Consider the following 16,452-nt stretch of genomic DNA (forward strand, 5'->3'; position numbering starts at 1 on the left):
GGTGATCGACGCGTACGAGGACCCCGGCACGCCCGACGTCCGGGGCGGCTGGCGGTATCTGTGGTGGCTGGTCCGCTGCCAGCCCGGGCGGTCCGTCGCCGGGGCGCTGCTGGGCAGCTCCTGGATGGTGCTGCTGGCGGCGACGCCGTATCTGATGGCGAAGGCGATCGACGAGGGCCTGGAACCGGGCGACTGGGCGGCGCTCGCCGGCTGGTGCTCCGCCCTGTTCGCGGTCGGCTCCTTCAACGCCTGGCTGAGCATCATGCGGCACCGCACGATGACCCGGGTGCGGATGGACGCCAACTTCCGCACGGTCAAGGTGGTCGTCGGACAGGCGGTCCGCCTCGGCGCCGCCCTCTCGCGCCGGACCGGGGCCGGGGAGGTCGTCACGATCGGCGTGGGGGACGTGCAGACGATCGCCCAGGCCCTGACCGTCGTCGGCCCGGGCGTCGGCGCGTGCGTCGCCTATCTGACGGTGGCCGCCCTGCTGGTGTCGGTCTCCCCGCTCCTCGCGGCCGTGGTCCTCCTCGGCATCCCGGCGATCGTCCTCCTCGTGGGCCCCTTCCTGTCCCGCCTCCAGGGCGCCGAGACGGAGTACCGCGACCGCCAGGGCGTCCTCACCTCCCGCATCGCCGACCTCGCGGGCGGCCTGCGTGTCCTCAACGGCCTCGGCGGCAAGGGCCTGGTCGCCGACGCCTTCCACCGCGACAGCCGGCACCTGCAAGCCCAGGGCTACCGGGTCGGCGCGGTCACCAGCTGGGTCCAGGCCCTCGGCGTGGGCCTGCCCACGCTGTTCCTCGCCGTGGTCACCTGGCTCGCGGCCCGCCTGGCCGCCCAAGGTGAGATCACCGTGGGCGAGTTGGTCGCGGTGTACGGCTATGTCGCGGTCCTGGTGGGCCCGGTGGCGTTCTGGGTGGAGTGCGGCTACCAGCTCAGCCGGGGCGTGGTGGCGGCGAGAAGGGTCGTACGCTTCCTGCGCCTGGAGCCCCTGGAGGACCGGGGCACGCGGGATGCTCCCGCAGAGCCCTCGGTTCTGCACGACCCGGAGTCGGACGTCCGCATCCTCCCGGGCCGCCTGACGGCACTGGCCTGCGCGCGCCCTTCGGACACGGCGACGGTCCTGGACCGCCTGGCCCGGTACACCCCCTCGCGCGCGACCTGGGCCGGAGTCCCCCTGGACGAGATCCGGTTGCACCGGATCAGAGAGCACATCCTGCTGGCGGACCACGAGGCCGACCTGTTCGCGGGCACACTGCGCGAGGTGATCATGGGTGCGGACTCCGACCCCGCGGCCGCCATACACGCAGCCGTGGCGGACGACATCGTCCAAGCTCTCCCCGATGGCCTCGACTCACCGATGGACGCCCAGGCCCGCAACCTCTCCGGGGGCCAGCGTCAACGCATCCGACTGGTAAGGGCCCTCCTCGCCGACCCGGAAATCCTCCTGGCCATAGAACCCACCTCCGCCCTGGACGCCCACACAGAAGCCCTCGTGGCCAAGCGCCTGCGCGAGACCAGGGAAGGCCGCACCACAGCCGTCACCACCACCTCCCCCCTCGTCCTCGACCACGCCGACACAGTCCTGTACCTCGTCGACGGCAAACTCGCGGCAACCGGCACCCATCAGCAACTCCTCACCGAGGAACCGGGATACCGAGCCCTGGTCGCACGAGACGCGGAGGTCATGAAATGAGCAGGGGCCACCTCCCGGTCGCCGACCAGGCCTCCGTACGGCGCGCGTCCGTCCGGCTGATACGCAAAGACACCCGCGCCTTCACCGTCGTACTCGCCCTGAACTCACTCGCCGCCGTCAGCGGTCTGGCCGGCCCGTGGCTGCTCGGCCGGATCATCGACGAGGTGCGCGCCGGTGAGGGCGTGGCCGCGGTGGACCGGCTTTCGCTCGTCCTCGTGGTGTGCGCGAGCACACAGCTCCTCCTCGCCCGCTGGGCCCGCTACGTCGGCCACCGCTTCGGCGAACGCACCCTCGCCCGCGTCCGCGAGGAGTTCGTGGAGCGCACCCTGGCCCTGCCCGCCTCCGTCGTGGAACGCGCCGGCACCGGCGACCTCACCGCCCGGGGCACCGCGGACGTCGCGACCGTCGGCACCACACTCCGCGACGCGGGACCCGAACTCCTCATCAACTCCGTGCAGTTCCTGTTCCTGCTGGCCGCGGTGTTCTTCCTCGACCCGCTGCTCGGTGCCGTCGGCGTGTTCGGTCTGCTGCCCATCTGGTTCGTCCTGCGCTGGTATCTGCGGCGGGCGAGGGACGGCTACCTGGCCGAGGGCGCCGCCACCTCCGACGTCGCCGAGATCCTCGCGGCCACCGCGTCCGGCGCCCGCACGGTCGAGGCGCTCCGGCTCGAGGAGCGGCGCGTCCGGGCGAGCCGGGACGCTCTCGACACGGCCCGCCGCACCCGCCTCTACACCCTCTACCTGCGCAGTGTGTTCTTCCCGGTGGTGGAGGTGGCGTACATCCTGCCCGTGGCCGGTGTGCTCCTGGTCGGCGGCGTGCTGCACGCGCAGGGTGTGATGAGCCTCGGCTCGGTGGTGGCGGCCGCCCTGTATCTCCAGCAACTGGTCAACCCGCTCGACCAGATCCTGGTGCGGGTGGAGCAACTCCAGTCCAGCGGTGCCTCGTTCGCCCGCGTGGAGGGCCTCGCCGCGGCCCCGCGGGCCTCCGCCGAGACCTCCCCCGCCCCCGCCGACGACCGCATCGACGTCACCGCTGTGCGCTACTCCTACGGCCGCGGCGGCGAGGTCCTGCACGGCGTCGACCTGACCGTGCGCCCCGGTGAACGCCTGGCCGTCGTGGGCCCGTCCGGCGCCGGGAAGACCACTCTGAGCAGGCTGCTCGCGGGTGTCGACGCGCCGACTTCCGGATCGGTGACCGTCGGCGGGGTCCCCGTCGTCGGCCTCGACCCCGAGCAGCTGCGCCGCCAGGTCGTCCTGGTCACCCAGGAGCACCACGTCTTCCTGGGCACGGTCCGCGACAACCTCCTCATCGCCGAACCCGGCGCCGGGGACGAGGAGTTGTGGGCCGGCCTGACCGCCGTGGGAGCCGACGGGTGGGTGCGGGAGCTGCCCGAGGGGCTCGACACCGCGCTCGGCGAGAACGGTTGCCGTACGGACGGTTCACAGGCGCAGCAACTCGCCCTGGCCCGGGTGGTGTTGGCGGATCCGCACACCCTGATCCTCGACGAGGCGACCGCGCTCCTCGATCCCACGACCGCGCGGCACACCGAGCAGGCCCTGGCCGCCGTACTCGAAGGACGCACGGTCATCGCGATCGCGCACCGGCTGCACACGGCGCACGACGCGGACCGGGTGGCGGTGATGGAGAACGGTCTGCTGACCGAGCTCGGTACGCATGAGGAGCTGGTGGCGGCGGACGGGGCCTACGCGGCGCTGTGGGGGTCGTGGCACGGGGACCGGCCCTCGGTGTCCGACCAGGGTGGAAAGTCCGTATAGCGAACATGAACTCCCGGACAACGAACGATTTCCAGCCAAGTTCCTGACGCGCTCCTGACAGTACGGGCTTTCCGGTGCCAGGCTTCCCACGGCCGCTTCACAGCAACCTCACAGATCTCTCGCTGTGTTCTGATCCGCGGCCACCTGCACCTCGTTCCGCGTACCGCCCGGACGGTCGACCCACCGTCCGGTCTCCCCTGGCCGCGCGATCCGCGGCCGCGCAGAAGGAGTCAGTGTTGAGAGACAGTTCCTCCCACAGACGCACCCCCCGCACCCTGCACCGCAAGGCCGCTGCCGTGGCCCTCGTCGGTGTGTCCGCCCTGATCGCCGCGGCCGTCCAGTCGGGCGCCGCCACCGCAGCCCCGGAGAAGGCACCGTCGGCCGCGAGCAAGGTGATCCCGGGCGCCGAGTCCCTCAAGCTCACCCCCGCCCAGCGCGCCGAGCTGATACGCGAGGCGAACGCCACCAAGGCGGACACCGCCAAGGACCTCGGCCTGGGCGCCAAGGAGAAGCTGGTCGTCCGTGACGTCGTCAAGGACGGCGACGGCACGCTCCACACCCGTTACGAGCGCACCTACGACGGCCTGCCCGTCCTGGGCGGCGACCTGGTCGTGGAGACCGCGAAGTCCGGGGCGACCGAGACGGTCGTCAAGGCCACCCAGAAGGCCATCAGGCCCGCCACGACCACGGCCGCGCTGCCCGCCGCCAAGGCCGAGACGCAGGCCCTGAAGGCCGCGAAGGCGGCGGACGCGAAGACCCCCGACGTCAACCGCGCCCCGCGCAAGGTCATCTGGGCCGGCAACGGCACACCGACCCTGGCGTACGAGACGGTGGTCGGCGGCCTCCAGGAGGACGGCACGCCGAACGAGCTGCACGTCGTCACGGACGCGGCGACCGGCGCGAAGCTCTTCGAGTACCAGGGCATCGAGAACGGCACCGGCAACACCATGTACAGCGGCACGGTCACGCTCGGCACCACCCAGTCCGGGTCGACGTACAACCTGACCGACGGGGCGCGCGGCGGCCACAAGACGTACAACCTCAACCGCGGCACCTCCGGCACGGGCACCCTCTTCTCGGGCCCCGACGACATCTGGGGCAACGGCAGCGCGTCCAACACGGAGACCGCGGGGGCCGACGCGCACTACGGCGCCGCGCTCACCTGGGACTACTACAAGAACGTGCAGGGGCGTTCGGGTATCCGCGGTGACGGTGTCGGGGCGTACTCCCGGGTCCACTACGGCAACAACTACGTCAACGCGTTCTGGTCGGACAGCTGCTTCTGCATGACGTACGGCGACGGCTCGGGCAACACCCACCCGCTGACGTCGATCGACGTGGCCGGTCACGAGATGACCCACGGCGTCACGTCGAACACCGCGGGGCTCAACTACTCGGGCGAGTCCGGCGGGTTGAACGAGGCGACCTCCGACATCTTCGGCACAGCCGTCGAGTTCTACGCCAACAACTCCTCCGACGTCGGTGACTACCTCATCGGCGAGGAGATCGACATCAACGGCGACGGCAGCCCGCTGCGCTACATGGACCAGCCGAGCAAGGACGGCGCGTCGTACAACAACTGGACCTCCGGCATCGGATCGGCCGACGTGCACTACTCGTCCGGCCCGGCGAACCACTTCTTCTACCTTCTGTCCGAGGGCAGCGGCGCCAAGACCATCAACGGCGTCAGCTACAACTCGCCCACCGCGGACGGCCTTCCGGTCACCGGCATCGGCCGGGACAAGGCGGAGAAGATCTGGTTCCGCGCGCTGACCACGAAGTTCACGACCACGACCAACTACGCGGGCGCCCGCACCGGCACCCTCGCGGCGGCGGGTGAGCTGTACGGCACGACGAGCGCCGAGTACACGGCCGTGGCGAACGCCTGGGCGGGCGTGGCGGTCGGCTCGCGTCCCGGCGGTGGCGGCGGTGGCGGCACCTCGTTCGAGTCGACCACCGACGTATCGATTCCGGACAACGGGGCGGCGGTCAACTCGCCGATCACCGTGTCCGGGCGCACCGGCAACGCGCCGTCGAACCTCGCGGTCGCGGTCGACATCGTGCACACCTACATCGGTGACATCCGGGTGCAGCTGATCGCCCCGGACGGTACGGCGTACACGCTGAAGGCGTACGGCACCGGCGGCAGCACCGACAACCTCAACACCACGTACACGGTCAACGCCTCCTCCGAGGTCGCCAACGGCACCTGGCAGTTGCGGGTCCAGGACAACGCGGCCCAGGACACCGGCTACATCAACAGCTGGAAGCTCACCTTCCCGTAGGGCGGCACGACCGACAGGCACACGGACAGGGCGCCGCCCCGGTGGTTCGACTCCCCGGGGCGGCGCCCTCTTTTTGCCATCCCATGACTGACGGCTTGTTGGGGCTTTGCCCAGGTCAACTGGGTTTACATCGCTGCAATGTTCGCCCACTGGTCGACTTTCGGCCAACATCACTTGAGGGTCATGACATGTACGCGCCTTGATGCCACGCTTCCTCACAACCGCCGCACAACTTCACAACCACCCCGGAAGGCAACCCCACGCCCTCCGGGCTCCCCCACGAAGGAGCTTGTGTGACCCCCCTCTACGCGCGTCACAAGCGCACCACTCTGGCCATCGCCACCGCTGTCGCGGCCGGAGCCCTGCTCACCACCGGTCTGACCACCGGCAGCGCCGCCGCCGTGACCCCGGCGGAAAGCTCCGGCAAGGCCGCCCCCGCGGGCACCCCCGTCCAGCTGTCCGCGGCCGCGCGCACCTCGCTCATCAAGGAGCAGCAGGCCGAGGCCGGCTCCACGGCCCAGGAGATAGGCCTCGGCTCCAAGGAGAAGCTGGTCGTCAAGGACGTCGTGAAGGACGCCGACGGCACGGTCCACACCCGCTACGAGCGCACCTACGACGGCCTGCCCGTCCTCGGCGGCGACCTGGTCGTCCACGAGTCGAAGTCCGGTGCGACCGAGGGCGTCTCCAAGGCGACGAAGGCCACCATCAGAGTCTCCTCCCTGACCCCGAAGGTCACCGTCGCCAAGGCCGAGAAGCAGGCGCTGACCATCGCCAAGGCCGCGGGTTCGGACAAGACCGCGGCGGACGGCGCGCGCAAGGTCGTCTGGGCCGGCTCGGGCACCCCCGTCCTCGCCTACGAGACGATCGTCGGCGGCTTCCAGGACGACGGCACCCCGAACCAGCTGCACGTCATCACCGACGCCGCCACCGGCAAGAAGCTCTTCGAGTACCAGGGCATCGAGAACGCGACCGGCACCGGCAAGAGCCTGTACTCGGGCACGGTCAGCCTGGAAACCACCCTGTCGGGCTCGACGTACCAGCTGACCGACGGCACGCGCGGCACCCACAAGACGTACAACAAGTCCCACGGCACCAGCTCCTCCGCGGGCACCCTGTTCACGGACGCCGACAACACGTGGGGCACCGGAGCCGCCTCCAGCTCCACCACCGACCAGACGGCGGCCGTCGACGCAGCCTACGGCGCGGCGGAGACCTGGGACTTCTACAAGTCCACCTTCGGCCGCAGCGGCATCAAGAACAACGGTGTCGCGGCCTACTCCCGGGTGCACTACGGCAACGCGTACGTCAACGCGTTCTGGGACGACAGCTGCTTCTGCATGACGTACGGCGACGGTGAGGGCAACGTCAGCCCGCTCACCTCGCTGGACGTGGCGGGCCACGAGATGAGCCACGGCGTCACCTCGAACACGGCGGGCCTGAACTACTCCGGCGAGTCCGGCGGCCTCAACGAGGCCACCTCGGACATCTTCGGCACGGGTGTCGAGTTCTACGCGGCCAACTCCAACGACGTCGGTGACTACCTCATCGGCGAGGAGATCGACATCAATGGCGACGGCAGCCCGCTGCGCTACATGGACAAGCCCAGCAAGGACGGCGGCTCGGCGGACTCCTGGTCCTCCTCGGTCGGCAACCTGGACGTCCACTACTCGTCGGGCGTGGCGAACCACTTCTTCTACCTCCTCTCGGAGGGCAGCGGCGCCAAGACGATCAACGGTGTGTCCTACAACTCGCCGACGTCCAACGGTTCCACGGTCACCGGCATCGGCCGCGCCAAGGCCCTGCAGATCTGGTACAAGGCGCTGACGACGTACTTCACGTCGACGACCAACTACAAGTCGGCGCGCACGGGCACGCTCTCCGCGGCGTCCGCCCTGTACGGCTCCACCAGCACCGAGTACAAGGCGGTGGCCGCGGCCTGGTCCGCGGTCAACGTGAGCTAGTGGTCCCGAGGGACTGACGGGCGGTACCCGGAACGAAGGCATTTCCGGGTACCGCCCTACTCTTGGGTCCCATGTCCTTCACGTACGACGACGTCGGCGCGACCCGGCGGAGCGGCTTCTGCCCGCCCGGCTTCCACCCCCTGCACGTACGCACCCGCATAGGCGAGGGTCACGACGTCTTCCGGAAGGCCTCCGAGGCGGTCCTGACCTGGGAGATGCACCGCGCCCTGGGCGTGGGCATAGACGCCACCGCGGACCGCGCGGCCCCCGACGTGGACGTCACGGTCACCCTCGCGGGCGTCATCAGGGCCCCCTGCCGAGTCGTCTGGACGGTCGAGGAACACCGCCGCGCGGGCTGGGCCTACGGCACCCTCCCCGGCCACCCCGAGTCCGGCGAGGAGTCCTTCGTCGTCGACCGCACGGGCGACGGCACGGTATGGCTGACGGTGTCGGCATTCAGCCGCGCCGCCAAGTGGTACGCCCGGGCGGGCGGCCCGGCGACGCGGGGGCTGCAGCACGCATATGCGCGAAAGTGCGGGGCCGTCCTGCGGAAGCTGTGCGGCGGGGAGGACGCGGGCTGAGCGGAGAAGCCCGGCCCGCGCCCCCGCGGTTCACCGCATGAGCACCCCCGCCCCCTCCACCACCTCCTCCGAAGGCACCGCCACCAGCCCCAGCTCCGCGCCCGACGCCAGCAGTCGGTGTGAGGGCAGGATGCGGACGGTGTAGCCGAAGGGGCCCGTGCGGTCCAGGGACAGCGGGCCCTCGTAGACCCACCGGCCCTCCGGGTCCGGGCCGCCGACCGACTTCAGCGGGACCGTCGCCGCGTCCGCGATGCGGTCCTCCTCGTCGACGCGGCCGGAGACGGCCTGGATCTCCACGTCGTCCGGGCCGAGGGCGCCGAGGCCCACGTGGACCCTGAGGCCGAGCGTGGTGCCGAGTTCGGCCGTGGTCGTCGCGGCCGTGGTCTCCACGTGGTCGACCGTCACCCCATGCCACTCCCCCCGCACCCGGGACTTCCACTCCGCGAGCTCGCGCGCCACGTCCGGGGCCATCGTGCGGTGGGCTTGGGCCGCGGGGGCGTAGAGGCGTTCGACGTACTCGCGGACCATGCGGCCGGCCAGGACCTTCGGGCCCAGCAGGGTGAGCGTCTGGCGGACCATCTCGATCCAGCGGTCGGGGAGGCCGCCCTGGCCGTGCTCGTAGAAGCGGGGGGTCACCCGCTGTTCGAGGAGGTCGTAGAGGGCGTCGGCCTCTATGTCGTCACGGCGGTCGGGGTCGGTCCCCACGCCGTCCGCCGTCGGGATCGCCCAGCCGAAGTCGGGCTGGAACCACTCGTCCCACCAGCCGTCCAGGACGGAGAGGTTGAGGCAGCCGTTCAGCGCGGCCTTCATCCCGCTCGTGCCGCACGCCTCCAGCGGCCGCAGCGGGTTGTTGAGCCAGATGTCGCAGCCCGGGTACAGCTTCTGCGCCATCGCCATGCCGTAGTCGGGCAGGAAGACGATCCGGTGGCGGACCCGCGGGTCGTCGGCGAACCGCACCAGCTCCTGGACCAGGCGCTTTCCGCCGTCGTCCGCCGGGTGCGCCTTGCCCGCCACCACGATCTGGATCGGGCGTTCGGGGTGCAGCAACAGGTCCATCAGCCGGTCGCGGTCCCGCAGCATCAGGGTCAGTCGCTTGTACGACGGGACGCGGCGCGCGAATCCGATCGTGAGGACGTCGGGGTCCAGCACGCCGTCGATCCAGCCCAACTCCGCCGTACCGGCGCCGCGTTGCCGCCAGGACGCCCGCAACCGGTCCCGTACCTCCACCACCAGCTGCTCCCGCAGAGAGCGGCGCAGTTCCCAGACGTCCTGGTCGGGAATGTCACCCACGGCGTCCCAGCGGTCCGAGCCGCCGACGGTCAGCGCGTCCTCGGTGCGCTGGGCGCCGATCTGCCGGGCGCCGAGCCGGAACACCTCGGGCGCGACCCAGGTCGGGGCGTGCACCCCGTTGGTCACGGAGGTGATCGGCACCTCCTCGGGGTCGAATCCCGGCCAGAGTCCGGAGAACATCTCCCGGCTGACCTGCCCGTGCAACAGCGAGACGCCGTTGGCGCGCTGAGCGAGGCGCAGGCCCATCACGGCCATGTTGAAGAGGTTGGGTTCGCCGCCGGGGTAGGTCTCCATGCCGAGGGCGAGGATCCGGCCCACGTCCATGCGCGGGAGCTCCGCGTCGGGACCGAAGTGCCGGGCGACCAGCTCCCGGTCGAAGCGGTCGATGCCGGCCGGGACGGGGGTGTGCGTGGTGAAGACGGTCCCCGCCCGGACCGCCTCCAGGCCGGCGTCGAAGTCCAGTCCCTGGTCGCAGAGTTCGGCGATCCGCTCCAGGCCGAGGAAGCCGGCGTGCCCCTCGTTGGTGTGGAAGACCTCGGGGCCGGCGTGACCGGTCAGCCGGCAGTACGTCCGTACGGCGCGGACGCCCCCTATGCCCAGCAGCATCTCCTGGAGCAGGCGGTGTTCGCTGCCGCCGCCGTAGAGCCGGTCGGTCACCCCGCGTTCGCCGAGGTCGTTCTCCTCGACGTCGGAGTCCAGCATCAGCAGGGGCACCCGGCCGACCTGGGCGAGCCAGATCCGGGCGTGCAGCTGCTTGCCGCCGGGAAGGGCCAGCGACACCTGTGCCGGGGTGCCGTCGGCCTCCCTCAGCAGCGCCACCGGCAGTTCGTTGGGGTCCAGGACCGGATAGTGCTCCTGCTGCCAGCCGTCCCGGGACAGGGACTGGCGGAAGTAGCCGTGGCGGTACAGCAGACCGACGCCGATCAGCGGTACGCCCAGGTCACTGGCCGCTTTCAGATGGTCGCCCGCCAGGATGCCCAGACCGCCGGAGTACTGCGGCAGGGCGGCCGTGACGCCGAACTCGGGCGAGAAGTAGGCGACGGCGGCGGGGAGTTCACCGGTGTGGCTCTGGTACCAGCGCTCACCGGTGACGTAGTCGTGGAGATCGTCGGCGACCGCGGTGAGCCGGCGCAGGAAACGGCGGTCCTCGGCGAGCTCGGCGAGCCGGGCGGGCCGCACGCTGCCGAGCAGCCGTACGGGATCACCGCCCGACGCGGCCCAGCGCTCCGGATCGACGGACTGGAAGAGGTCGCGGGTCTCCGCATGCCAGGACCAGCGCAGATTGCGCGCCAAGTCGCTCAGCGGCCGGAGGGGCTCGGGCAGTACGGGTCGGACGGTGAATCGACGGATAGCCTTCACTTGCCACCTCAGCGCGTTCGCTGGAGGACGCACGGCGGTGTGCGTCGTCGTCTCCGACAACGGTATCGGCGTTGATGTCGCCCGTGGTGGGGGCTGCGCCCCAGGACCGGTCCGGAAATCGCCGCAACCTCCCCACGTCCCCCATAGCCGATATGGCCGATTCCACCCCCGCAGGCGTCCTTGTGGTACTTCACACCACACGAGAGGCTTCCCCATGGCGTACCGGCCGACGCCGGGTGCACCCGGCGGACCGCGGCTGCCGTACGCCGAGTTGAGGAGGGGAACTCAAGTCATGGCACGGACGCGAGATCGGCGTCTGCGCTGGGTGGGGGGCCTGACCGCGGTGAGCTGTACCGCCGCACTTTCGGCCATCACCCTGCCCGCGCACGCCGCACCGGAGGGGCGGATACTCGGCGCCGGAGAGCCCGGTTCCGTCAGCGGGAGTTACCTGGTGACACTCAAGGGGGGAACGAAAGCTCCGTCGGCGACCGGAAAAGGCCTCGCCGAGAAGTACGGGGCGAGAATCAGCCATACCTACGGCACGGTACTCAACGGTTACGCGATCCGGGCCGACGAGAGACAGGCCAGGTGGCTCGCTGCGGACTCACGCGTCGCCTCGGTCGTCCAGGACACCCGGGTGACCCTGGAGCGCACCCAGCGGAACCCGCCGTCCTGGGGCCTGGACCGCGTCGACCAGCGGAAGCTGCCGCTGGACAGGTCCTACACCTCGCCGGAGTCCGCGGGCGCCGGGGCGACGGTGTACGTGATCGACACCGGCATCCGGATCACCCACAAGGACTTCGGGGGCCGGGCGGCCTACGGCTGGGACTTCGTCGGGGGCGACAGATCGGCGGGGGACGGCAACGGCCACGGCACGCACGTGGCGGCCACCGTCGCCGGCACCGGGTACGGCGTCGCCAAGAAGGCGAAGGTGGTGGCCGTACGCGTCCTCGACAACAAGGGTTCGGGCACGACCGCCCAGGTCATCGCCGGTATCGACTGGGTGACGAAGAACGCGCGGAAGCCGGCCGTCGCCAACCTCAGCCTGGGCGGCTACCACAATGCCCAGCTGGACGCCGCTGTCCGCACCTCCATCGCGTCCGGGGTGACCTACGCGGTCGCGGCGGGCAACGACGGTCTGCCGGCCGGGCTCTACTCGCCCGCCGACGTACCGCAGGCGATCACGGTCGGCGCGACCGACACGAAGGACACCCGGGCGGGCTTCTCCAATTATGGATCCGCTCTCGACCTCTTCGCACCAGGAGTCTCGATCACCTCAGCGGGCATCACGAGCGACACCGCAAGGGCGACCTACTCGGGTACGTCGATGGCGACCCCGCACGCGGCGGGCACGGCCGCGCTGTACCTCGCCGGCCATCCGAAGGCCACTCCGGCGCAGGTCGGTAAAGCGCTGGTGAAACTGGCGGCCTCCGGGAAGGTGTCCGGTCGGGGGGCAGGTTCACCGGACAAACTTCTCCAGGTGCCCGGTTCCCAGGGGTGAGCGTCCGCAAGGCGGCCCCGTTCGGCGAGAACGGGGCCTGTTTTGTGTAAAGACATACGCGTGAGTAGTTAACAAAGTGCTGGATTGCCTACCCGAATAGGGTGGGAAGGCTCCTGCGGTACACGGCTCAGGTAGGTTCACCGGTACGCCACGCAGGACCCCCTCCCCACATCCATCCGCCCACCCAAAGTTGACGCGGACAGGAGCGGTCATGCCCGCCACGCACCATTCGTCAGCACCCCCGACGTCCAGCACCGACGCGTCCACCACGCGTCCCGTCGACCCCGGGCCACCGCGCCAGGAGCGACCCTCCACACCAGCGGCACCGGCTCCGGCCATCGGGCGCATACCCGTCCTCGACGTCCGCCCGGTCGTCCAGCGCGGACGCCGCCCCGCCAAGGCGGTCACCGGCGAGACGTTCGAGATCTCGGCCACCGTGTTCCGTGAGGGCCATGACGCGGTCGCCGCGAATGTCGTACTGAAGGATCCGGAAGGCCGCGCCGGACCGTGGACCCCCCTGCACGAACTGACCCCGGGCACCGACCGCTGGGGCGCCACCGTCACCGCCGGCAGCCCTGGTCTGTGGACCTTCACGGTCGAGGCCTGGGGCGACCCCGTCACCACCTGGCGGCACCACGCCCAGATCAAGATCCCGGCGGGCATGGACACCGAACTGGTCCTGGAGGAGGGCGCCCGGCTCTACGAGCGGGCCGCCGCCGGCGTGCCCGACGACGGCCGGAACGGCGTGATCCTCGCGGCCATCCGCGCCCTCCGCGACGACACCCGGCCCGCCGCCGCCCGTCTCGCGGCCGCGTTGACGCCCGAGGTGGACGCGGTGCTGGCGCGATACCCGCTGCGGGAGTTGATCACGGCGTCGGAGACGCTGCCGCTGCTGGTGGAGCGGGAGCGGGCGCTGTTCGGGTCGTGGTACGAGTTCTTTCCCCGCTCGGAGGGCACGCCGGAGCGGCCGCACGGCACGTTCCGTACCGCGGCCCGCCGGCTGCCGGCGATCGCGGCGATGGGGTTCGACGTGGTCTACCTGCCGCCGATCCATCCGATCGGCAGCACCTTCCGCAAGGGCCGCAACAACACCCTGTCCGCCGGGCCCGACGATGTGGGCGTGCCGTGGGCGATCGGCTCGCCGGAGGGCGGCCATGACGCCGTCCACCCGGATCTGGGCACGCTCGAGGACTTCGACTGGTTCGTGCAGGAGGCCGGCAAGCAGGGTCTGGAGGTCGCGCTGGACTTCGCCCTGCAGTGCTCGCCGGATCATCCCTGGGTGCACAAGCACCCGGAGTGGTTCCACCACCGTCCGGACGGCACCATCGCGTACGCGGAGAACCCGCCGAAGAAGTACCAGGACATCTACCCGATCGCCTTCGACGCCGACCTGGAAGGCCTGATCGCGGAGACGCTGCGGGTGCTGCGGCACTGGATGGACCACGGGGTGCGGATCTTCCGGGTGGACAACCCGCACACCAAGCCGGTGGTGTTCTGGGAGCGGGTGATCGCGGACATCAACGCCACCGACCCGGACGTGATCTTCCTGGCCGAGGCGTTCACCCGCCCGGCGATGATGCACACCCTGGCCCAGATCGGCTTCCAGCAGTCCTACACCTACTTCACCTGGCGCACCACCAAGGAGGAGCTCACCGAGTACCTGAGCGAGCTCTCGGGTGAGGCGGCCTCCTACATGCGGCCGAACTTCTTCGCCAACACCCCCGACATCCTGCACGAGTTCCTCCAGCACGGCGGCCGGCCCGCGTTCGCCCTGCGCGCCATCCTGGCCGCGACCCTCTCACCCACCTGGGGCATCTACTCCGGCTACGAACTCGCCGAGAACACCCCCGTGCGCACGGGCAGCGAGGAGTACCTGAACTCGGAGAAGTACCAGCTCAAGGCCCGCGACTGGGACTCCCCCGACAGCCTCGCCCCCCTGATCACCCAGCTCAACACCATCAGGCGGGAGAACCCCGCCCTACGGCAATTGCGCGACCTCCACTTCCATCACGCGGACAAGGACTCGGTCATCGCGTACTCGAAGCGGAGTGGCTCGAACACGGTTCTGGTGGTCGTGAACCTCGATCCGCACCACACCCAGGAGGCCACGGTCTCGTTGGACATGCCGCAACTCGGCCTGGAATGGCACGAGTCGGTGCCGGTGCGCGACGAGCTCACCGGCGAGACCTATCACTGGGGCAGGGCGAACTACGTGCGTCTCGAACCGGGCACTCGCCCCGCGCACATCCTCACCGTCCTGCGACCGTCCACCCCGCAGATCGGAGGGTCACCCACAACATGATCGTCAACGAGCCTGTCCACGACACCTTCGAGGACACCCCCGCCAAGGACCGGGACCCGGACTGGTTCAAGCGTGCGGTCTTCTACGAGGTCCTCGTCCGATCCTTCCAGGACAGCAACGGCGACGGCGTCGGCGACCTCAAGGGCCTGACCGCCAAACTCGACTACCTGCAGTGGCTGGGTGTCGACTGCCTGTGGCTGCCGCCGTTCTTCAAGTCACCGCTCAGGGACGGCGGCTACGACGTCTCCGACTACACCGCCGTCCTGCCGGAGTTCGGTGACCTCGCCGACTTCGTGGAGTTCGTCGACGCCGCCCACCACCGCGGCATGCGCGTGATCATCGACTTCGTCATGAACCACACCAGCGACCAGCACCCGTGGTTCCAGGAGTCCCGCGCCAACCCCGACGGCCCCTACGGCGACTACTACGTGTGGGCCGACGACGACAAGCAGTATCAGGACGCCCGGATCATCTTCGTCGACACCGAGGCCTCCAACTGGACCTTCGACCCGGTGCGCAAGCAGTACTACTGGCACCGCTTCTTCTCCCACCAGCCGGACCTCAACTACGAGAACCCGGCGGTCCAGGAGGAGATGATCTCCGCCCTGCGGTTCTGGCTGGACCTGGGCATCGACGGCTTCCGCCTCGACGCGGTGCCCTACCTCTACCAGGAGGAGGGCACCAACTGCGAGAACCTGCCGGCGACCCATGAGTTCCTCAAGCGGGTCCGCAAGGAGATCGACGCCTCCTACCCGGACACGGTGGTGCTGGCGGAGGCGAACCAGTGGCCGGAGGACGTCGTCGACTACTTCGGCGACTTCGAGAGCGGCGGCGACGAATGCCACATGGCGTTCCACTTCCCCGTCATGCCCCGGATCTTCATGGCGGTACGGCGGGAATCCCGCTACCCCGTCTCCGAAATCCTCGCCAAGACGCCGGCCATCCCGTCGAACTGCCAGTGGGGCATCTTCCTGCGCAACCACGACGAGCTGACCCTGGAGATGGTCACCGACGAGGAACGCGACTACATGTGGGCCGAATACGCGAAGGACCCGCGTATGCGCGCCAACATCGGCATCCGGCGGCGGCTCGCCCCCCTCCTCGACAACGACCGCAACCAGATCGAGCTCTTCACCGCCCTGCTGCTGTCCCTGCCCGGCTCGCCGATCCTCTACTACGGCGACGAGATCGGCATGGGCGACAACATCTGGCTCGGCGACCGCGACGCCGTACGCACGCCCATGCAGTGGACACCGGACCGTAACGCAGGGTTTTCCTCCTGCGACCCCGGGCGGCTCTATCTGCCGACCATCATGGACCCCGTCTACGGCTACCAGGTCACCAACGTCGAGGCGTCGATGGCGTCGCCCTCGTCGTTGCTGCACTGGACCCGTCGGATGATCGAGATCCGCAAGCAGAACGCCGCCTTCGGCCTCGGCTCCTACACCGAGCTCCCGTCGTCGAACCCGGCGGTGATCGCGTTCCTGAGGGAGTACGAGGACGACCTGGTCCTGTGCGTGCACAACTTCTCCCGGTTCGCGCAGCCGACGGAGCTGGACCTGAGTGCCTTCAACGGACGGCATCCGGTCGAGCTGTTCGGCGGGGTGCGGTTCCCGGCCGTCGGTGAGCTGCCGTACTTGCTGACCCTCGCCGGGCACGGCTTCTACTGGTTCCGGCTCCGCAAGGACGCCGTTTAGCCGACGAG

9 protein-coding genes are annotated in these 16,452 nt (G+C 70.0%); 8 read left to right on the forward strand and 1 reads right to left on the reverse strand.

What is annotated here, in order from left to right; translation table 11 throughout:
- Position 1 precedes the first annotated feature (1 nt).
- From RNB18_RS14570 to RNB18_RS14590, 5 genes are all read left to right on the forward strand, one after another.
- Entirely contained in the window at positions 2-1,693 is a 1,692-nt protein-coding gene (locus tag RNB18_RS14570; protein WP_311714514.1) for an ABC transporter ATP-binding protein, read from the forward strand.
- Positions 1,690-3,468: an ABC transporter ATP-binding protein gene (locus tag RNB18_RS14575; RefSeq protein WP_311714515.1), complete on the forward strand. Its 1,779-nt coding sequence runs from the start codon at positions 1,690-1,692 to the stop codon at positions 3,466-3,468. Before RNB18_RS14570 ends, RNB18_RS14575 begins: the two co-directional genes overlap by 4 nt.
- Positions 3,469-3,704: 236 nt before the next feature.
- The gene (locus RNB18_RS14580; protein WP_311714516.1) at positions 3,705-5,753 is read left to right on the forward strand and encodes a M4 family metallopeptidase; all 2,049 of its coding nucleotides are present in this window, start codon (positions 3,705-3,707) and stop codon (positions 5,751-5,753) included.
- 293 nt (positions 5,754-6,046) lie between these two features.
- Entirely contained in the window at positions 6,047-7,714 is a 1,668-nt protein-coding gene (locus tag RNB18_RS14585) for a M4 family metallopeptidase (protein ID WP_311714517.1), read from the forward strand.
- Between the two features lie 71 nt (positions 7,715-7,785).
- Complete coding sequence (locus RNB18_RS14590; RefSeq protein ID WP_311714518.1) at positions 7,786-8,295, forward strand: DUF1990 family protein; 510 nt, start codon at positions 7,786-7,788, stop codon at positions 8,293-8,295.
- A 30-nt stretch (positions 8,296-8,325) separates the two neighbouring features.
- On the opposite strand, the gene RNB18_RS14595 is transcribed toward RNB18_RS14590, so the two are convergent.
- Positions 8,326-10,944 (reverse strand): glycosyltransferase family 1 protein, encoded by a 2,619-nt coding sequence (locus RNB18_RS14595; RefSeq protein ID WP_311714519.1) that lies wholly within the window; start codon positions 10,942-10,944, stop codon positions 8,326-8,328.
- A 292-nt stretch (positions 10,945-11,236) separates the two neighbouring features.
- Between RNB18_RS14595 and RNB18_RS14600 the strand changes: the two genes are divergently transcribed.
- The 3 genes from RNB18_RS14600 (at position 11,237) to treS (ending at position 16,444) form a co-directional block, all read left to right on the forward strand.
- Positions 11,237-12,445, forward strand: coding sequence for a S8 family peptidase (locus tag RNB18_RS14600; RefSeq protein WP_311714520.1), 1,209 nt, complete (start codon positions 11,237-11,239; stop codon positions 12,443-12,445).
- A gap of 211 nt (positions 12,446-12,656) precedes the next feature.
- Complete coding sequence (locus tag RNB18_RS14605; RefSeq protein WP_311714521.1) at positions 12,657-14,747, forward strand: alpha-1,4-glucan--maltose-1-phosphate maltosyltransferase; 2,091 nt, start codon at positions 12,657-12,659, stop codon at positions 14,745-14,747.
- Entirely contained in the window at positions 14,744-16,444 is a 1,701-nt protein-coding gene (gene treS / locus RNB18_RS14610; RefSeq protein ID WP_311714522.1) for a maltose alpha-D-glucosyltransferase, read from the forward strand. Before RNB18_RS14605 ends, treS begins: the two co-directional genes overlap by 4 nt.
- Positions 16,445-16,452: the final 8 nt, after the last annotated feature.

The sequence above is a fragment of the Streptomyces doebereineriae genome, assembly GCF_031845645.1.
Lineage (GTDB): Bacteria > Actinomycetota > Actinomycetes > Streptomycetales > Streptomycetaceae > Streptomyces > Streptomyces canus.

What these genes read in the sequence shown, in the direction of transcription:
- RNB18_RS14605 (WP_311714521.1), top strand. Translation starts at nt 12,657, where the DNA reads ATGCCCGCCACGCACCATTCGTCAGCACCCCCGACGTCCAGCACCGAC.
- RNB18_RS14600 (WP_311714520.1), top strand. Translation starts at nt 11,237, where the DNA reads ATGGCACGGACGCGAGATCGGCGTCTGCGCTGGGTGGGGGGCCTGACC.
- RNB18_RS14590 (WP_311714518.1), top strand. Translation starts at nt 7,786, where the DNA reads ATGTCCTTCACGTACGACGACGTCGGCGCGACCCGGCGGAGCGGCTTC.
- treS (WP_311714522.1), top strand. Translation starts at nt 14,744, where the DNA reads ATGATCGTCAACGAGCCTGTCCACGACACCTTCGAGGACACCCCCGCC.
- RNB18_RS14575 (WP_311714515.1), top strand. Translation starts at nt 1,690, where the DNA reads ATGAGCAGGGGCCACCTCCCGGTCGCCGACCAGGCCTCCGTACGGCGC.